General features: G+C 70.8%; 14 protein-coding genes and 1 tRNA gene. 9 read left to right on the forward strand and 6 right to left on the reverse strand.

What is annotated here, in order from left to right:
* Positions 1-76 precede the first annotated feature (76 nt).
* Genes GT358_RS04985 through GT358_RS05000 form a run of 4 tightly spaced genes read left to right on the forward strand, consistent with a single transcriptional unit; the run spans position 77 to position 5,933 of the window.
* Positions 77-1,318, forward strand: a complete 1,242-nt coding sequence (locus GT358_RS04985) for an efflux RND transporter periplasmic adaptor subunit (RefSeq protein WP_243730705.1) — start codon at positions 77-79, stop codon at positions 1,316-1,318.
* Between the two features lies 1 nt (position 1,319).
* Positions 1,320-4,430: an efflux RND transporter permease subunit gene (locus tag GT358_RS04990; RefSeq protein WP_166581476.1), complete on the forward strand. Its 3,111-nt coding sequence runs from the start codon at positions 1,320-1,322 to the stop codon at positions 4,428-4,430.
* Between the two features lie 55 nt (positions 4,431-4,485).
* Positions 4,486-5,640, forward strand: coding sequence for a fumarylacetoacetate hydrolase family protein (locus GT358_RS04995; protein ID WP_166581477.1), 1,155 nt, complete (start codon positions 4,486-4,488; stop codon positions 5,638-5,640).
* Between the two features lie 17 nt (positions 5,641-5,657).
* Positions 5,658-5,933, forward strand: a complete 276-nt coding sequence (locus GT358_RS05000; protein WP_166581478.1) for a hypothetical protein — start codon at positions 5,658-5,660, stop codon at positions 5,931-5,933.
* On the opposite strand, the gene GT358_RS05005 is transcribed toward GT358_RS05000, so the two are convergent.
* The 4 genes from GT358_RS05005 to acs form a co-directional block, all read right to left on the reverse strand.
* Positions 5,930-6,448, reverse strand: a complete 519-nt coding sequence (locus tag GT358_RS05005) for a hypothetical protein (RefSeq protein WP_166581479.1) — start codon at positions 6,446-6,448, stop codon at positions 5,930-5,932. The genes GT358_RS05000 and GT358_RS05005 overlap by 4 nt on opposite strands.
* A gap of 68 nt (positions 6,449-6,516) precedes the next feature.
* Positions 6,517-8,289, reverse strand: a complete 1,773-nt coding sequence (locus GT358_RS05010; RefSeq protein ID WP_166581480.1) for a sodium:solute symporter family protein — start codon at positions 8,287-8,289, stop codon at positions 6,517-6,519.
* Between the two features lie 4 nt (positions 8,290-8,293).
* A complete protein-coding gene (locus GT358_RS05015; protein ID WP_166581481.1) occupies positions 8,294-8,593 on the reverse strand; it encodes a DUF4212 domain-containing protein in 300 nt (99 codons plus the stop codon).
* Between the two features lie 151 nt (positions 8,594-8,744).
* Positions 8,745-10,706 carry an acetate--CoA ligase gene (gene acs / locus GT358_RS05020; RefSeq protein ID WP_166581482.1) on the reverse strand — a complete coding sequence of 654 codons (1,962 nt, stop codon included), beginning with the start codon at positions 10,704-10,706 and terminating at the stop codon, positions 8,745-8,747.
* 307 nt (positions 10,707-11,013) lie between these two features.
* Between acs and GT358_RS05025 the strand changes: the two genes are divergently transcribed.
* Positions 11,014-12,582, forward strand: coding sequence for an aldehyde dehydrogenase (NADP(+)) (locus GT358_RS05025; protein ID WP_166581483.1), 1,569 nt, complete (start codon positions 11,014-11,016; stop codon positions 12,580-12,582).
* Here the strand turns inward: GT358_RS05025 and GT358_RS05030 are convergent.
* Positions 12,577-12,652 (reverse strand) — tRNA-Ile (locus GT358_RS05030). The genes GT358_RS05025 and GT358_RS05030 overlap by 6 nt on opposite strands.
* A 56-nt stretch (positions 12,653-12,708) precedes the next feature.
* Positions 12,709-13,440 carry a calcium-binding protein gene (locus GT358_RS16845; RefSeq protein WP_166581484.1) on the reverse strand — a complete coding sequence of 244 codons (732 nt, stop codon included), beginning with the start codon at positions 13,438-13,440 and terminating at the stop codon, positions 12,709-12,711.
* A gap of 168 nt (positions 13,441-13,608) precedes the next feature.
* Here GT358_RS16845 and purM point away from each other — a divergent pair, with 168 nt between their 5' ends.
* From purM to GT358_RS05055, 4 genes are all read left to right on the forward strand, one after another.
* Positions 13,609-14,646 (forward strand): phosphoribosylformylglycinamidine cyclo-ligase, encoded by a 1,038-nt coding sequence (purM, locus tag GT358_RS05040; RefSeq protein ID WP_166581485.1) that lies wholly within the window; start codon positions 13,609-13,611, stop codon positions 14,644-14,646.
* A complete protein-coding gene (gene purN, locus GT358_RS05045) occupies positions 14,643-15,248 on the forward strand; it encodes a phosphoribosylglycinamide formyltransferase (protein ID WP_166581486.1) in 606 nt (201 codons plus the stop codon). The genes purM and purN overlap by 4 nt, the downstream gene beginning before the upstream one ends.
* A 159-nt stretch (positions 15,249-15,407) precedes the next feature.
* On the forward strand, positions 15,408-16,604 hold the full coding sequence (gene rnd / locus GT358_RS05050) for a ribonuclease D (protein ID WP_166581487.1): 1,197 nt from the start codon (positions 15,408-15,410) through the stop codon (positions 16,602-16,604).
* Positions 16,605-16,691: 87 nt separating this feature from the next.
* Positions 16,692-17,945 carry a sarcosine oxidase subunit beta family protein gene (locus GT358_RS05055; RefSeq protein WP_166581488.1) on the forward strand — a complete coding sequence of 418 codons (1,254 nt, stop codon included), beginning with the start codon at positions 16,692-16,694 and terminating at the stop codon, positions 17,943-17,945.
* Positions 17,946-17,971: the final 26 nt, after the last annotated feature.

A 17,971-nucleotide genomic window follows, 5' to 3' on the forward strand; every position in this document is an offset into this window, starting at 1 on the left:
GTCTTGATTCCGGCGCCCGCCGCCCCCATTCCCAAGGGGCGGCGGTCTCCGGCGTCGCGGAGCCGGCGAGGGCGCCATGGCCAAGGACATGCCAAACACGCGCGCCGAGGCGCCCGCCAAGCCCGAATGGGCCTGGACGCGGCGCGAGATCATCGCGGACTGGCGCGCGAGAAACGGCCTGCCGCCGCGGCGGCGCTGGCCCTGGATGCTCCTTGTCCTCCTGGTCCTGGCCGGGGTCGCGGCCTTTGCCGCGCGGGACCGTCTGATGGCTCTCGTGCCGCCCCCGGCGGCGGGCGATGCCCCGGCCGAGGAGGTTGCTCCGGCCGAGCCGCTCCAGATCAACAGCCGCGAGTGGGCAGTCGTGGAGCCCGCGACGCTGCGCCGGACGGTGCGCGTCCTGGGCCCGCTCGCCCCCGTGCGCCGCGCCGAGATCGCGGCCGAGACGGGAGGGCGCGTCGATGCCGTCCCCCTCCGGCCCGGCGATGCGGTTGCGCAAGGCGACGTCGTCATCCAGGTGGATGTGGAACGGCTGACCCTGGAACTGGCGGCGGCCGAGAGCAACCGCGACGCCACCCGCGCGCAGCTTGAACTGGCCGAGGCCCAGCTCGAACGCTCCGAGGCGCTGGTGGAGCGCGGCGTCGCGCCGGCCACGACGCTGGATGAGGTGCGCACCAACGTCGCCGGGCTGCGTGCCAACCTGGCCGTGCAGGAGGAGCAGGTCCGCCTGGCCGAACTGGCTCTCGAGCGCGCCACGGTCACGGCACCGTTCGACGGGGTTGTGGCCTCGCGCAGCGTCGAGCCCGGTGCGGTGGTGGGGGCGGGAACGCCGCTTCTGTCCATCGTCGATCTGAGCCGCGTCGAGATGCTGGGTGCCGCGCCGGTGGCCGAGGGGGCCTCGATCCGGCCCGGCCAGGCCGTGGATGTGCGGGTCGATGGCGTCCCCGGCCGGAGCTTCGCGGGGGAAGTCGTCCGCATTGCGCCGGTGGCCGAGGAGGGCACGCGCACTCTCACCGTCTTTGTCGGGATCGACAATGCCGAGGGGCTGTTGCTCGGGGGCATGTTCGCGACGGGCGAGATCGTCCTGGAGGAGCGGCCGGACGCGCTGGCCGTTCCGGGCACCGCGCTGCGGGAGGATGCCGAAGGCGCCTTCGTGCTGGTCATCGAGGAGGGAATCGTCCTGCGCCGGCCGGTCGAGCCGGGTCCCTCCTGGCCCGGCGGGCTGGTCGAGATCGTCGCGGGTCTGAGCCCCGGCGACAGGGTGGTGACCGCGCCGCTCGATCTCGAGCCCGGCGCGCCCGTGCGCCTCGTGGATTTCTGAGATGTTCCTGACCCGCATCAGCGTGGCGCAGCCGGTCTTTGCGGCCATGGTGATGCTCGCCATCACGATCTTCGGCCTCGTCTCCTACTCGCGCCTGCCGATCGAGCAGTTCCCGGACGTGGATTTCCCGGTGGTGGCGGTGGTCGTCGCCTATCCGGGCGCCAGTCCCGAAGCCGTGGAACAGGACGTGGTGCGCCCCATCGAGGACGCGGTGGCCACCGTGTCGGGGATCGACGACATCCGCTCCACCGCCCAGCAGGGGCAGGCGATCGTCGTCATGTTCTTCGATCTGGAGGTGCGCTCGGCCGACGCCGCGCAGGATGTGCGCGACAAGATGGCCGGCCTTCGGGCCGTCCTGCCGGACGGCGTCGAGGAGCCGACCGTCCTGCGCTTCGACCCGGCCGAGCAGCCCATCGTCTCGCTCGCCCTGTCATCCGACACGGTCGCGCTGCGCGACCTGACGGCGCTTGCCGACGAGGTGGTGGCGCGGCGCATCCTGGCCATCCAGGGGGTCGGCCGCGCCTCGGTCGTGGGGGGCACCGGGCGGCAGGTGGACATCCTGCTCGATCCCGACCGGATGAATGCCTACGGCATCGGCGTGGGCCAGATCACGGCCGCCCTGGCCGCCGAGAACCGCGACCGGCCCGCGGGCGAGATCGCCGACGATCAGACCGTACAGGCCGTCACGGTCGAAGGCCGGCTGCAGGATGCCGAGGACTTCCTCGCCATCAGCGTGGGACAGACCGGCGGCCTGCCCGTGACGCTGGGGGATGTCGCCACCGTCCATCTGGGCGAGGGAGAGACCACCTCCCTTGCCCTGCTCGACGGAGAGCGGGCCCTGGCCGTGGACGTGGTCAAGCAGCAGGGGGCGAACACGGTCGCGGTGGCCCGCGCCATCCGCGCGGCTGCGGCCGACTTGCAGGAAAACGTGCTGCCGCCCGGCGTCCACCTCGAGATCATCCGCGACAATGCCGTGGCCGTGGAGGAGAGCTTCGAGAGCGTGCAGGCCATGCTGATCGAAGGGGCGGCCCTCGCCGTCGTCATCGTGTTCCTGTTCCTGAACTCCTGGCGGAGCACGGTCATCACCGGGCTGACGCTGCCCATCTCGATCATCGGCACGATGACGGCCCTCTATGCGCTGGGCTTCACGCTCAACATCATGACGCTGCTCGCGCTGTCGATCGCGATCGGGATGCTGATCGACGACGCCATCGTGGTGCGCGAGAACATCACGCGCCATCTGCACATGGGCAAGAGCCATGTCCGCGCGGCGCTGGAGGGCACCCGCGAGATCGGCCTCGCGGTGGTAGCGACGACGCTGACGATCATCGCGGTCTTCCTGCCGGTGGCCTTCATGGAAGGAATCCTCGGGCGGTTCTTTCTCCAGTTCGGGGTGACCGTGTCCGTGGCGGTAGCGATCTCGCTCTTCATCGCCTTCACGCTCGATCCGATGCTGTCGTCGGTCTGGTACGACCCGGCCTCGGACCCGCGCACCCGCAAGGGGATCGTGTGGCGCACGGTCGCCTGGTTCGACCGCGGATTTCAGGCCGTGGGGCGCGGCTACGGGCGACTGCTGCGCTGGTCGCTGCGTCATCGGCTGATCGTGACGCTGGTTGCGGTGGCGGTCTTCGCGGGCAGCTTTGCCCTGGTCCCGCGCGTGGGCGTCGAGTTCTCGCCGGCGGTGGACAACAGCGAGTTCCAGGTCGAGATCGTGACTCCCACCGGATCGTCGCTCGACTACACCGCGTCCAAGATCCGGCAGGTGGAGGCGATCCTGCGGACCTTCCCGGAGGTCACGCGCACCTATGCCACCGTCAATTCCGGCACGCAGACCGGCGGGACCAACTCCGCGCGCATCACCGTGAGCCTGGTGCCGCCCGAGGAGCGCGACCGGACCCCGCAGGAGATGACCGCTCCCGTCCGGCGGGCGCTGGCGGTCGTGCCGGGAATCGATGTCAATGTGGGTGCGGCGGGCGGTCTGGGGCAGATCAGCACGCCCATCGAGATCACCATTCAGGGCGACTCGTTCGAGATCCTCGAAGGGATTGCCGACGATCTCGCCGCGCGGCTGGCCGCCATCGAGGGCGTGGAGGATGTCACCACCAGCCTGGCCGACACGCGGCCGACGCTGGCCGTGCGGCTGGACCGGGACGCGGCCGACGATCTGGGCGTGTCGATCGGGGGGCTGGGGGATACGCTGTCCACCCTGCTCGGCGGGCAGCGGGTCGGGGACTGGACGTCGCCGGACGGGCGGGCCTGGGCTGTCAACGTGCAGCTGCCCGAGGGGATGCGCAACGATCCCGCACAGCTGGGCGCGCTGCCTGTCGCCACGCAGGGCGGGCGCCTCGTGCGGCTGGATCAGGTCGCGCAGATCGCGCCGTCGGTCGGGCCTGCCGAGATCACCCGCTCCGGTCAGTCCCGCACGGTCACCGTCGAGGCGAACCTCTCCGGCGTCACCCTGGGCGAGGTCCAGCCCCGGATCGCCGCGGCGCAGGACGAGGTCCCGCTGCCGCCGGGCTACCGGATCCTCCAGCGGGGCGAGGCCGAGCAGCTGGCGCGGTCGGCTGCCTCGGCCGGACAGGCGCTGGTGCTGGCGATCGTGTTCATCTACCTCGTTCTCGCCTCGCAGTTCGGGTCGTTCCTCCAGCCGCTCGCGATCATGACGTCGCTGCCGTTGTCGCTGATCGGGGTCCTGCTGGGCCTGATCGTCGGAGGATCGACGCTCAACATCTTCTCGGCCATCGGATTCATCATGCTGATGGGCCTGGTGGTGAAGAACGCCATCCTGCTCGTGGACAATGCCAACCAGCGCGTGGCGGAGGGGATGCACCTCTACGACGCGCTGGTGGAGGCGGGGCTGACCCGGTTCCGGCCCATCGTCATGACGACGCTCGCGATGATCTTCGGGATGATGCCGCTCGCGCTCAACCTCCATGGCGGGTCGGGGCAGAACGCGCCCATGGCTCATGCAGTGATCGGCGGACTGATCTCGTCGTCGCTGCTGACGCTGGTGGTGGTGCCCGTGGCGCTGACGGCCTTCGACGCCTTTGGACGGCGCATCCGGCGCTGGCTGCCCCGGCATCCCGACCACCACGGCGCCCCGGCCGAGTGACACGGCCGGACCGGCGGGGCATGGTGGCGCCGGATCAGGGGAGAAGGAGAACGGCATGGACCTGCCCGAGGATGGCCTGTTCGTGGGGCGCGTGTGGCGGCCCGATCTCGGACCCAGCGTGGTCGTTCTGCGTGCCGGACGCCTGTTCGACGTGACCGCGCCCCGTCATCCCACCCTCAGCGCCCTGCTCGAGCAGGACGACATCCCTGCGGCCTGTGCGGGCGGCGAGGACATCGGCAGCCTCGCGGAATGGGAGGCGGCCAGTCTTGCCGCCGCGCGGGCGCGGGATGGCCGGGCCATGCGCCTGCTCGCGCCCTGCGACCTGCAACCGGTCAAGGCCTGCGGCGTGACCTTTGCCCGGTCCATGATCGAGCGCGTCATCGAGGAACGCGCCGGCGGCGACCCGGCCCGGGCCGAGGCCGTGCGGTCGCGCATCGCCGAGGCCGTCGGGACGCGCCTGCGCGACCTGCGCCCCGGCTCGCCCGAGGCGGCGGAGGTCAAGCGGGTCCTTCTGGCCGAGGGGCTGTGGTCCCAGTATCTGGAGGTCGGCATCGGCCCCGACGCGGAGGTGTTCACCAAGGGGCCGCCGCTCTCGGCTGTGGGGTACGGAGCCGAAGTCGGTCTGCATCCGGTCTCGCGCTGGAACAACCCGGAGCCCGAGGTGGTGCTGGCGGTCGACTCGCAGGGTCGCGTGCGAGGCGCGACGCTCGGCAACGACGTGAACCTGCGCGACGTGGAGGGCCGCTCGGCGCTGCTGCTCGGCAAGGCCAAGGACAACAATGCCTCGGCTGCGATCGGCCCCTTCGTCCGCATCCTCGACGGCAGCTTCGGCCTCGACGACGTGCGGGCGCTGGAGCTGGAACTCGTGGTCGAGAACGACGCGGAAGGATACCGCATGGAGGGGCGCTCCTCCATGCGCGAGATCAGCCGCGACCCCCTGGACCTCGTGGCGCAGGCGATGGGGCGGCATCACCAGTATCCCGACGGAATGATGCTGTTTCTGGGCACGCTGTTCGCGCCGGTGGAGGACCGGGACGCGAAGGGGCAGGGCTTCACGCACCATCTGGGCGACCGTGTCACCATTCGGGCGCCGGGTCTCGGCGCTCTCGTCAACAGCGTCGCCCTGTCCACGCAGGCGCCGCCCTGGACCTTCGGTCTGGGCGCCCTGATGCAGAACCTGGCGGAGCGCGGGCTGCTCCGCGGCACGTGACGGAGGATCGCAGGACGATGGGTGCGACGACCGACCTTCTGCTGGACCAGATCCGGGACCCGCTCCGCCTGGCGCTCGTGACGCTGCTCGTGGTGCTGGTGCTGGGCGGGCGGCGGCATCTCGGCCGGTGGGCGGCTCTCGGGCTCGGGGCGGCTGCCGTGGCGGTGGGCCTCGCCCTTCTGCGCGCGGAGCCCGTGGGTGGCGCGCCGCTGCTGACCGAGCTGGCCGCGACACTCCTGCTGCTGGCGGTCGTCCTGGCGATCCGGCAGGTCGTCTTGCGGCTGCTGCCCTAGAGCGCGGTGCAGGCCGCGCGCAGGACCTCGTCATCCGGGGAGACCTGCTCCCACGGTGTAGAGGGGTCGCCCGGGCTGGGGATGGGAGCCTCGCCCGTGAGCGGCAGGCGACGCGCCCCGGGGCAGTCGAACAGCACCGGCACAGATTCGGTCCCCTGCCAGCGCGCGACGAACAGGACCGGGACGATACCCTGGCCTAGCGCCTCCGGTGCCGTCCGGGGGGCACGGGTGTCCACGGCGATGAACCGCGTCACGATGGGGCGCAGGTAGGTCCAGGGGCGCCAGGGGGCGCGGCTCTCGACGGTGCGGGCGACGATCACGCCGGGGGGCAGGGTCGCCGCGGTACGGGAAAACCATGTGTACTCGTTCCAGATCGCGAAACCCAGCATCCCGAGCCCGGCCGCCGCAGGCACGAGCCAGCTTGGTGCCCGCCCCCGCAAGAGAGACCGCAGGATCAGCGCCAGCCCGGCGAGACCCAGTCCGGCCGATACCGTCGCGATGAAGTCGAGCAGCATGGGACACCCCCGCAGAAGGAACGGCGCGCCCCGGGGGGCGCGCCGCGGATCGTGGCCCTGACGGGCGCTCAGTGCATCTGGGTGGCGGCCTGCGAGCCGCGGGGCACGCGGATGCTCTCGACCATCTGCTGCACCTCGACCGGAGGCGCCTTGGTCACGGCCGAGACCGCATAGGCGACGGCGAAGTTCAGCAGTGCCCCGACCGAGCCGATCGCCGTCGGCGCAATGCCGAAGACGTGGTTCTCGGGGACGTTCTCCACCCAGTTGGTGCCGGGGATGAAGAACCAGCCCAGATAGGCGAAGATGTAGAGGCAGGTGAAGACGAGGCCCGCCAGCATCCCCGCAATCGCGCCCTCGCTGGTCACGCGCTTGGAGAAGATCCCCATCATCAGCGCCGGGAACAGCGTCGCCGCGGCGAGTCCGAAGGCCAGCGCCACCACCTGCGCGGCAAAGCCGGGCGGGTTGATGCCGAGCCAAGTCGCCACCACGATCGCCACCGCCATCGAGATGCGCGCCGCGATCAGCTCGCCCCGCTCGGAGATGCCGGGGTTGATCGTGCGCTTGATGAGGTCGTGGCTGATCGCCGAGGAGATGGCGAGCAGGAGCCCCGCGGCCGTGGACAGCGCCGCGGCGAGGCCGCCCGCCGCGATCAGGGCGATGACCCAGCCCGGCAGGTTGGCGATCTCGGGGTTGGCGAGCACGATGATGTCGTTGTCCACCGTGAGTTCCGACCCCGCCCAGCCGCGCTCGGCCGCCGTGGCCGCGAAGGCCTCGGAGCGGTCGTTGTAGAGCTGGATGCGTCCGTCCTCGTTGCGGTCCTCCCAGCGCAGGAGGCCCGTCACCTCCCAGTTGCGCATCCAGTCGGGGCGTTCCTCGTAGAGCAGCGCCTCGGCCTGGGGTCCCTGGGGATAGATGGTCGAGAGCAGGTTGAGCCGCGCCATCGCGCCCACGGCCGGCGCCGTGAGGTAGAGCAGCGCGATGAACACCAGCGCCCAGCCCGCCGAGAGGCGCGCGTCCGACACCTTGGGCACGGTGAAGAAGCGGATGATGACGTGCGGCAGGCCCGCCGTGCCGATCATCAGCGAGAGCGTGAACAGCACCATGTTCAGCGTCGAGCCGGACATGCCCGTATAGGCGCCGAAGCCGAGATCGGTCACGACTTGGTCGAGCCGGTCGAGCAGCGGCTGGCCCGAACCCTGGTACTCGGAGAACAGGCCCAGCGGCGGGATGGGGTTCCCGGTGAGCTGGAGCGAGATGAAGATGGCCGGGATCGTGTAGGCGATGATCAGCACGATGTACTGGGCCACCTGCGTGTAGGTGATCCCCTTCATGCCCCCCAGCACCGCGTAGAAGAATATGACCCCCGCGCCAATCAGCAGGCCCGTCGTGACGTCCACCTCGAGGAAGCGCGAGAAGGCGATTCCTGACCCCCTCATCTGCCCGATCACGTAGGTGACCGAGATGATGATGAGGCAGAGCACCGCCACCAGCCGCGCCCCCGACGAGTAGAACCGGTCGCCGATGAAGTCGGGGACGGTGAACTTGCCGAACTTGCGCAGGTAGGGCGCGAGCAGCAGCGCGAGGAGCACGTAGCCCCCCGTCCAGCCCATCAAGTAGGAGGAGTTGACATAGCCCACGGTCGAGATGAGCCCGGCCATGGAGATGAAGGAGGCGGCCGACATCCAGTCGGCGGCGGTGGCCATGCCGTTCATGACCGGGTTCACGCCGCGGTTGGCGGCATAGAACTCGGACGTGGTGCCGGCCCGGGCCCAGATGGCGATGCCGATATAGAGCGCGAAGGACGCGCCGACGATCAGCAGGTTGAGCGCATATTGCGACATCGGCTCAGCCCCTGTCCTCGTCCACGCCGAATTCGTGGTCCAGCCGGTTCATGCGCCAGGCGTAGAAGAAGATCAGCGCCACGAAGACGAGGATCGATCCCTGCTGAGCGAACCAGAAGCCCAGATCCGTGCCCCCGACCGGGATGCCGGCCAGAAGCGGGCGCAGGACGATGCCGAAGCCGAAGGAGACGAGCGCCCAGATCGCCATGCAGAGGCCGATCAGGCGGAGGTTCGCGCTCCAGTATTCATGGGCGGCCCGCGTCGAGACGGGGGGCGCCGCCGGGATTGTTGTCTGGTCTGCCATACCATCCTCTTGGCTCATGCGGACCGGCGCCGCGACGCGCGGTGCCGTCGTCCCGTTCCACGGGGCGAGCCGGGATGCGCCCGGCGCCAGCCCCTCCCTGCCCCCCGCCTCGGGCCGTTCTGCGCGGCCCTGCCCGGGGGTTCCGTTGCCCTCAGCCGCCGGGGCCGTGGGCCTGTCTGTTGGCGATCAGGTCGTCCACCACGCTGGGATCGGCGAGGGTGGTGGTGTCGCCGAGGCTGCCGAAATCGTTTTCGGCGATCTTGCGCAGGATGCGCCGCATGATCTTGCCGGACCGCGTCTTGGGCAGACCCGGTGCGTACTGGATCACGTCGGGCTTCGCGATCGGCCCGATCTCCTGGCGGACCCAGTCGCACAGCTGCCTGGTCAGGGCCTCGGACGGCTCGGTCCCGCGCATCAGGGTCACATAGGCATAGATGCCCTGGCCCTTGATCTCGTGGGGAAAGCCCACGACCGCCGCTTCGGCGACCGCCTCGTGGGCGACCAAGGCCGATTCGATCTCGGCGGTGCCGAGGCGATGGCCCGACACGTTGAGCACGTCGTCCACCCGGCCCGTGATCCAGTAATAGCCGTCCGCGTCCCGCCGGCAGCCGTCGCCCGTGAAGTAGAGGCCCGGATACTGGGAGAAATAGGTCTCCTCGAAGCGCTTGTGATCGCCCCAGACGGTGCGCATCTGGCCGGGCCAGGAATCGGCGATGCAGAGGACCCCTTCGGCGGCCGTTTCGGTGACTTCGCGCCCCGTGGCGGGATCGAGCACGACCGGCTTGACGCCGAAGAAGGGCAGGGTGGCCGATCCGGGCTTGAGCGGCGTCTGGCCGGGCAGGGGGCAGATCAGGTGCCCGCCCGTCTCGGTCTGCCAGTAGGCGTCGATGATCGGCAGCCGGCCCTTGCCTACATGCTTGCTGTACCAGTTCCACGCCTCTGGGTTGATCGGCTCTCCCACCGTGCCGAGGACCCTGAGCGAGGAGAGGTCGTGCTTCTCGACCCATTCGGGTCCCTGCGCCATCAGCGACCGGATCGCCGTGGGAGCCGAGTGGAAATGCGTGACCTTGTGCTTCTCGACCACCGCCCAGAAGCGGCCCGGATCGGGCCAGGTGGGGATGCCCTCGAACATCAGCACGGTGGCGCCGTTGGCGAGCGGGCCGTAGACGATGTAGCTGTGCCCCGTGACCCAGCCCACGTCGGCCGTGCACCACCACACGTCCCCGGGCCTGTAGTCGAAGCAGACCTCGTGCGTGTAGGAGGCATAGACGAGATAGCCCGCCGAGGTGTGCACCACGCCCTTGGGCTTGCCCGTCGAGCCCGAGGTGTAGAGGATGAAGAGCGGGTCCTCGGCGTTGACCTCGGCATAGAGGCAGTAGGGCTGGTGCTCCTCCATGGCGGCGAGCAGATCCACGTCGCGCCCGTCCACCCAGGTCGTCTGGTCACCGGTGCGGCGGACCATCAGCACCTTGACCGGGTGCATCACGTGGAGCAGCGCCGCGTCCGTGTTGGCCTTGAGCGGGGTCTTCTTGCCGCCGCGGGGACCGTAATCGGCGGTGATGACCACCTTGGCGTCGCAATCGTTGATCCGGTTGGCCAGCGCGTCGGGCGAGAAGCCCCCGAACACGACCGAATGGATCGCCCCGATCCGCGCGCAGGCCAGCATGGCCATCGCGGCCTCGGGGATCATGGGCATGTAGATGACGACGCGGTCGCCCTTCTGGACCCCCTCGGCCTTGAGGACCGAGGCCATCCGGCAGGTCTGCTCGAGCAACTCGGCATAGCTGATGCGGCGGACGGGCTCGGACGGGTCGTCGGGCTCCCAGATGATGGCGGTGCGGTCTCCGTGGCGGACCACGTGCCGATCGATGCAGTTGGCGCAGACGTTGAGCGTGCCGTCCTCGAACCACCGGATCGAGACCGCACCCGGCGCGAACGAGGTGTTCTTGATCCGCGTCGGCCGGCGGACCCAGTTGATGCGCCGCATCTTCTCGGCCCAGAAGCGGTCCGGATCGTTCGCCGCGGCGTCGTAGGTCCGGCGGTAGGCGGCGAGCGGCGCCTCGGCATCGTCGGACGGGCCGGACTGGGCGCCCGGTGCGTGCTGATCGAGCATGGGTTCTCCTCCTCCGCGCCGGTTGGCTCCGGCCAGCGCCCGTGCCGGCGGCAGCGGACGCTCCTCGTGTTCTTGGATGCCGAGATTACCGCGCAAGGCGAGATCTGGCCGGACCGGCTTCGGGCCGAGTCGGTCTTTTGTCAAAATCTTCACGAAATCTCGGCGCTGGTTGTGAAATCAGGGCCGGAAACGACAGGCAAGTCCCTGTCTTCCTGACAAAGCCATTTGACAGGGTGCGCCGGCGAGCTCCGGTGGACAAGGGCGCATCGGGCGACAAGGATAGGCACGATCGAGAGGGAGGTTCGGCATGGATGTCACACAGGCGGCCGGGGAGGGACGGGGACGGCACCTCGTCGCGGGCGAGTGGCTGGAAGGCGAGAGCACCTTCCTCTCCGCGCCCGCCAGCGGCGAGCCCCGGCCCTATGCCGTCGGCTCGCCCGCTCTGGTGGATCGGGCGGTGCGGGCGGCCGAGGCCGACTTTGTCGCCTATGCCGGCCTGAGCCGCGAGGCGCGCGCAGCCTTTCTCGACCGCATCGCGGCCGAGATCGAGGCGCGAGGAGACGCGATCACGCGCATCGCGCAGGAGGAGACGGGCCTGCCTGCGGCCCGGCTGGAGGGAGAGCGGGGGCGGACGGCCGGGCAGCTCCGGCTGTTTGCGACGCATATCCGTGCGGGCGACTACCTCGACCGTCGCCACGATCCGGCGCTTCCTGACCGCAAGCCCCAGCCCCGGCCCGACCTGCGGCTGATCCAGCTTCCGGTGGGGCCGGTGGCTGTCTTCGGCGCCTCCAACTTCCCGCTCGCCTTCTCCGTCGCCGGCGGGGATACGGCCTCGGCGCTGGCGGCCGGATGCCCTGTCGTCGTCAAGGGCCACAGCGCGCATCCCGGCACGGGCGAGGTCGTGGCCGAGGCGGTGCTGGCCGCCATCCGGGCCTGTGGCGTGCCGCCGGGCGTGTTCTCGCTCGTGCAGGGTGGAGACCGTTCGGTGGGCGAGGCGCTGGTGACGCATCCGCTGATCCGGGCGGTGGGCTTCACCGGATCGTTGCGGGGCGGGCGGGCACTCTTCGACCTCTGCGCCAGCCGCCCCGAGCCAATCCCCTTTTTCGGCGAACTGGGCTCGGTCAACCCGGTCTTCCTGCTGCCGGCCGCTCTGGCCCTGCGCGGGGGTGCCATCGCCGAGGGGTGGGCGGCGTCGCTCGCGCTCGGGGCCGGGCAGTTCTGCACCAATCCCGGCCTTGCCATCGTGCTGGACGGCCTGCCCGCCGACCGCTTCGCCGCCGCAGCGGCCGAAGCGCTGGGCCGGGTGGGGCCGCAGACGATGCTCACCGAGGGGATCGCTGCCGCCTACCGGGAGGGTGCATCGCGGGTCGCGTCTGCCGAAGGCGTCCGGCCGCTGCTCCAGACGGTGCCGGAGGGGCGCAATGCGACCCCGCTGCTCTACGAGGTGGAGGGCGAGCGTTTCCTGGCGCAGCCCGGCCTCGCGGAGGAGGTGTTCGGACCGCTCGGCCTGCTCGTGCGGGTGCGCGATGCGGACGAGATGGTGCGCGTGGCCGATGCCATGCAGGGGCAGCTGACCGCCACTCTGCATCTGGAGCCCGCCGATCTAGACCTGGCGCGGCGGTTGACGCCTCTTCTGGTCCGTCGCGTCGGCCGTCTGATCGCCAACGGCTTTCCGACCGGCGTGGAGGTCGCCGATGCGATGGTGCATGGCGGGCCCTATCCGGCCTCGACCAATTTCGGTGCCACGTCGGTCGGCACGCTCGCGATCCGCCGCTGGCTGCGGCCCGTGTGCTTTCAGGACTGGCCTGAGGCGCTCTTGCCGACCGATCTCCGGAGCGAAACGCCGCCCGGTCCCCCCGGTGGAGCGGCGTGGTAGGCCGGGAGGGATTCGAACCCCCATCCAAGGCGTTATGAGCGCCCGGCTCTAACCGTTGAGCTACCGGCCCCCGCGGCCGTCCTGCGCACGAAGCCCGACGGAGGTCAAGCGCCGGCCGGCCCGGCGCTAGAACAGGAACATGTCGGCGCGCAGTTCGCTGGGATCGACGCCGCGCAGCAGGATCGAATCGTCGCCCAGCCGGATCAGGGTATCCGCCCCGTCCGGGCCGGAGCGCTCGATCGACAGGTTGGGCAGGTCGATGTTGCGTCCAGACAGGTCGATGACGTCCGCGCCGCGGCCGAAATCGACGATGGTGTCGCGGCCGAACCGCCCGGCGAAGACGAAGGTGTCGGCCCCCTCGCCCCCCGAAAGCCGGTCGTTGCCCCGGCCGCCCTCCAGCCGGTCGCGCCCGGCGCCACCCCACAGCGTGTCCTGTCCGGCTCCGCCCAGCAGCACATCGGCCCCGGCTCCGCCGAGGAGGGTGTCGGCCCCCTTGCCGCCGTCGAGCCGGTCGCGCCCGGCGCCTCCCTCCAGCCGGTCGGCGCCCGATCCGCCGGACAGGCTGTCGTGGCCCTGCAGGCCGCGGATCAGGTCGTCGCCCGCCAGTCCGCTCAGGTGATCGGGCCCGGCCGTGCCGATGAGCGTGTCGGGGCCGGCACTCCCCTGCCGGGAGCGCCCGGCGCCCGCCTCGTGAGGCTGCATGCCGGCAGAGCCCTGCAGGACGGATGGCGGGTCGGGTTGCGCCTCGGCAATCCCCGGATCGGCGGAACTGGCGTCCCCGATGCCGTCCCCGTCGAGCAGGCCGACCGGCGCATGCCCCGGGGAATCGTCCGGCAGGGCGCGGATGCTGGGTGGCATCGGCGATCCTCCCTCTCTGGGGGCGACGCGTCGCGCCCCCCTTCGTCACCGTCTGATCCTAGCCGATGCACCGCGCGGACCCAAAGGGGAAAGCGGCCACGGAGCAGCTCTGGCCTTGATCCCTCCCCTCGGCTATGCCCGCGCTGCACCGAAAGGGGGGAGAGGGCAATGAGCGGCCTGACCTATGCGGGGGCGGGGGTAGACATCGCTGCGGGCGAGGCGCTGGTCGAGCGGATCAAGCCCTTCGCCCGGGCGACCGAGCGGCCCGGCACGGTCGCCGGGCTCGGCGGGTTCGGCGCGCTGTTCGACCTGCGAGCAGCCGGATACCGGGACCCGATCCTGGTCGCCGCGACGGACGGAGTGGGGACCAAGCTGCGGGTTGCCGCAGAGACCGGTCTGCTCGACGGCCTCGGGCAGGATCTGGTGGCGATGTGTGTCAACGATCTCGTCTGCCAGGGGGCCGAGCCGCTGCTGTTTCTCGACTACTTCGCCACCGGTCGGCTCGACGTGGAGGAAGCGGCCCGCATCATCCGCGGGATCGCCGCCGCCTGCGCCGCCTCGGGCTGTGCGCTCGTCGGCGGCGAGACGGCCGAGATGCCCGGCCTCTACCGCGCGGGCGAGTTCGATCTGGCAGGCTTCGCCGTGGGGGCGATCGAGAGGGGAGGGGATCTGCCCCGGGACGTGGCGGAGGGCGATATCCTGCTCGGCCTGTGCTCAGACGGGGTCCACTCGAACGGCTTCTCCCTCGTGCGCCGGGTGGCGGAGGCCACGGGCCTCCGGTGGTCCGATCCCTGCCCCTGGGACGACGGGCGGAGCCTGGGCGAGGCTCTTCTGGTTCCGACGCGCCTCTATGTCCGGCCTGCCCTTGCGGCGATCCGGGCGGGCGGTGTGCATGCCGTGGCCCACATCACCGGCGGCGGCCTGACCGAGAACATCCCGCGTGTCCTGCCGCCCGGCCTCGGCGGGCGGATCGAACTCGGCGCATGGTCACTACCCGAGCCCTTCCGCTGGCTGCGCGAGGCGGGTTGCATCGCCGAGGCCGAGATGCTGCGCACGTTCAACTGCGGCATCGGCATGGTTCTCGTGGTCGAGCCCGGCCGGGAGGACGCGCTGACGGCCCTGCTGTCGGGGCAAGGCGAGCGCGTCGTCCGGCTGGGCACGGTGGTGCCCGGACAGGGCATCGCCTATCGGGGCGTTCTGGCTTGAGCGACCTGCGGGTCGCCGTTCTCCTGTCCGGGAGCGGCTCCAACATGGAGGCGCTGGTACGGTCCATGACGGGCGACCACCCGGCGCGGCCGGTTCTGGTCCTGTCGGACCGCCCCGAGGCGGGTGGCCTCGGACGCGCGCGGGCTCTCGGCGTGCCGGCCGTCGCGGTGGACCGGCTGGCCTTCGGCGGCGACCGGGGCCGCTTCGAGGCCGCGCTGGCCGAGGTCCTGGAGCAGGCACGCCCCGATCTCGTCTGCCTGGCAGGCTTCATGCGGGTCCTGTCGCCCGACTTCGTCGCCGGCTGGGCCGGACGGATGCTGAACATCCACCCCTCGCTGCTGCCGCGTCATCGCGGTCTCCACACCCACCGCCGGGTGCTCGAGGCGGGCGAGCGCGAGCATGGCTGCACCGTCCACGAGGTGACGGCCGAACTCGATGCCGGACCGATCCTGGGACAGGCGCGGATCGACGTCAGGCCGGACGATACCGAGGACTCGCTCGCGGCGCGCGTCCTGGCCCGGGAGCATGTCCTCTACCCGGCGGTGCTGCGGCGCGTCGCGCAAGGCGTTCGGGGACCGCTCCTGCTGGACGGCGACGACTGACGGCAGACAGGCTGCGGCGCGGGCGCTGGGTTCCCGCGTCATCCTGCCGGGCCGCGTCACCGAGCCGATCTCTTTCCAAGCGTCGGTACTTCCCCTATGGGAACAGGAGGGCTTGGGGTCCTGCCGGATGACGGGCCCGGGGCAGCAGAGCCGGAGCGGATGCAGATCATCACCACGACCAAGGCGCTGGCCGCATTCTGCGAGCGGGCTGCGCGCCACCCCTATGTCACCGTCGATACCGAGTTCCTCCGCGAGCGCACGTATTGGTCCAAGCTGTGCCTGGTCCAGCTGGCCCATCCGGGCGACGACGAATCCAGCGTGGCGATCATCGATCCGCTGGCCGAGGGCCTGAACCTCGATCCGCTCTATGCGCTGCTCGCGGCCCCATCCGTGGTCAAGGTGTTCCACGCCGCGCGGCAGGACATCGAGATCTTCGTCACTGACCGGGGCGTGGTGCCTGCGCCGCTGTTCGACACGCAGGTGGCGGCCATGGTGTGCGGCTTCGGCGAGCAGGCCTCCTACGAGACACTGGTGCGCAAGATCGCCAAGGCCGAGATCGACAAGTCCTCGCGCTTCACGGACTGGTCGCGGCGACCGCTGTCGGAGGCGCAGTTGCGCTATGCGGCGGCCGATGTGACCCTGCTCAGGCCGGTCTACGAACATCTCTCGCAGAGGTTGCGCCAGACCGGCCGCGAATCCTGGGTGGCCGAGGAAATGGCGGTCCTGACGGATCCGGCTACCTACCGCACCGATCCCGCCGACGCCTGGGAGCGCGTCAAGGCCCGGCCCGGCTCGGCGCGCATGATGGCCGCCCTGGTCGAACTGGCCCGGTTCCGCGAGGAATACGCGCAGGCGCACGACGTGCCGCGTTCGCGGGTGTTCAAGGACGATGCCTTGGTCGAGCTGGCCACGGTCCGGCCGATGACCGAGGCGGATCTGGCCAAGTCGCGCCTGCTGCTGCGCGAGGCGCGGCGCGGGGAGATCGCCGAGGGCATCTTGGCCGCGATCCGCCGCGCCGCCGAGCGAAACCCGGACGACCTGCCGCGCCCCGCCAACGGGCGCGAGCAGTTGCAGGTCAACCCGGCGCTGGCCGAGCTTCTGCGCGTGCTGCTCAAGGCGAAGGCCGAACGCGAGGACGTGGCGCCGCGGCTGATCGCCTCCTCGGCCGAACTCGATGCCATCGCCGCGGGGCGCCGCGGCCTGCCGGCCCTGCAGGGCTGGAGGCGGGAAGTCTTCGGCGAGGATGCGTTGCGCCTCTGCGAGGGGAAGGTGGGCCTGGCCGCCCGTGGCCAGAGCGTCGTCACCGTCAACCTTCCCAGCGGCGGCGAGCGCAGGACGGAACGCGACATCGCGTGACGGAAGCCGGCGCCCCTTCGGCCAGATCTCTTGCCAAGATCGGACCGATCGGGCAGGAACGCCCGTCGAAGGGGGATCGGGCGGTCGATGCGCTATTCGGGATTCCGCGTGGCCCTCGAGGGGCTGAGGGGCAACCGCGGCTGGACGCGGGCCTGGCGCGACCCCGAGCCCAAGGCCGCCTACGACACGCTCATCGTCGGCGGCGGGGGACATGGCCTGTCCACGGCCTACTACCTCGCCCGCAACCACGGACTGCGCGACATCGCCGTGCTCGAACGGGGCCTGCTCGGGCAGGGCAATGTGGGGCGCAACACCACCATCGTGCGCGCCAACTACTTCCTGCCCGGCAACAGCGAGTTCTACTCGTTCTCGCTCCGGCTGTGGGAGGGGCTCGAGGCCGAGCTGAACTACAACGTCATGCACTCGCAGCGCGGGCTCATCAACCTGTTCCACTCGGACGGGCAGCGCGACGCCTTCGTGCGGCGGGGCAACGCGATGCTGGCGCAGGGCGACGATGCGATCCTGCTGGACCGCGACGGCGTGCGCGAGCATCTGCCCTATCTCGACTTCGACAATGCGCGGTTTCCGATCCACGGCGGCCTGCTGCACCCGCGCGGCGGGACGGCGCGGCACGACGCGGTGGCCTGGGGCTATGCGCGGGCGGCCGACCGGCTGGGGGTGGACCTGATCCAGCGCTGCGAGGTGACTGGGATCGACGTGGAAAACGGCCGCGTCACCGGCGTGCAGACCACGCGCGGGCCGATCCGCGCCAACCGCGTGGGCCTCGTCGTCGCCGGGCGGTCGAGCCAGGTCGCCGCCATGGCGGGCCTGCGCCTGCCGATCGAGAGCCACATCCTGCAGGCCTTCGTGACCGAGGGGCTCAAGCCCGTGATCGACCATGTGGTGAGCTTCGGCATGGGCCACTTCTACATCAGCCAGTCCGACAAGGGCGGGCTGGTGTTCGGGGGCGACCTCGACTTTCACGCGAGCTATGCGAGCCGCGGCAACCTGCCCATGATGGAGCATGTCATGGAGGCGGGCATGGCGCTGATGCCGATGATCGGGCGGGCGCGGGTGCTGCGGTCCTGGGGCGGGATCATGGACATGACCCCAGACGGAAGCCCGATCATCGACCGCACGCCGGTCGAGGGGCTGTTCGTCGATTGCGGCTGGAACTACGGCGGCTTCAAGGCGGTGCCGGCCTCGGGCTGGTGCATGGCCCACCTGATGGCCACCGGAGAGCCGCACGAGGTGGCCGCGCGCTTCCGGCTGGACCGGTTCCGCACCGGGCGCGGCCTGATGGACGAGGAAGGGACGGGGTCCCAGCACTCGCTGCACTGACCATGACCAGCTTCGGCCCGGAGAGA

This window comes from Rubellimicrobium sp. CFH 75288 (assembly GCF_009904055.1).
Taxonomy (GTDB): domain Bacteria; phylum Pseudomonadota; class Alphaproteobacteria; order Rhodobacterales; family Rhodobacteraceae; genus Rubellimicrobium.

Excerpts from the sequence above, each read along its gene's own strand:
- GT358_RS04985 (WP_243730705.1), top strand. The coding sequence starts at position 77 with ATGGCCAAGGACATGCCAAACACGCGCGCCGAGGCGCCCGCCAAGCCC.
- GT358_RS04990 (WP_166581476.1), top strand. The coding sequence starts at position 1,320 with ATGTTCCTGACCCGCATCAGCGTGGCGCAGCCGGTCTTTGCGGCCATG.
- GT358_RS04995 (WP_166581477.1), top strand. The coding sequence starts at position 4,486 with ATGGACCTGCCCGAGGATGGCCTGTTCGTGGGGCGCGTGTGGCGGCCC.
- GT358_RS05000 (WP_166581478.1), top strand. The coding sequence starts at position 5,658 with ATGGGTGCGACGACCGACCTTCTGCTGGACCAGATCCGGGACCCGCTC.
- GT358_RS05005 (WP_166581479.1), bottom strand. The coding sequence starts at position 6,448 with ATGCTGCTCGACTTCATCGCGACGGTATCGGCCGGACTGGGTCTCGCC.
- GT358_RS05010 (WP_166581480.1), bottom strand. The coding sequence starts at position 8,289 with ATGTCGCAATATGCGCTCAACCTGCTGATCGTCGGCGCGTCCTTCGCG.
- GT358_RS05015 (WP_166581481.1), bottom strand. The coding sequence starts at position 8,593 with ATGGCAGACCAGACAACAATCCCGGCGGCGCCCCCCGTCTCGACGCGG.
- acs (WP_166581482.1), bottom strand. The coding sequence starts at position 10,706 with ATGCTCGATCAGCACGCACCGGGCGCCCAGTCCGGCCCGTCCGACGAT.
- GT358_RS05025 (WP_166581483.1), top strand. The coding sequence starts at position 11,014 with ATGGATGTCACACAGGCGGCCGGGGAGGGACGGGGACGGCACCTCGTC.
- GT358_RS16845 (WP_166581484.1), bottom strand. The coding sequence starts at position 13,440 with ATGCCACCCAGCATCCGCGCCCTGCCGGACGATTCCCCGGGGCATGCG.
- purM (WP_166581485.1), top strand. The coding sequence starts at position 13,609 with ATGAGCGGCCTGACCTATGCGGGGGCGGGGGTAGACATCGCTGCGGGC.
- rnd (WP_166581487.1), top strand. The coding sequence starts at position 15,408 with ATGCAGATCATCACCACGACCAAGGCGCTGGCCGCATTCTGCGAGCGG.
- GT358_RS05055 (WP_166581488.1), top strand. The coding sequence starts at position 16,692 with ATGCGCTATTCGGGATTCCGCGTGGCCCTCGAGGGGCTGAGGGGCAAC.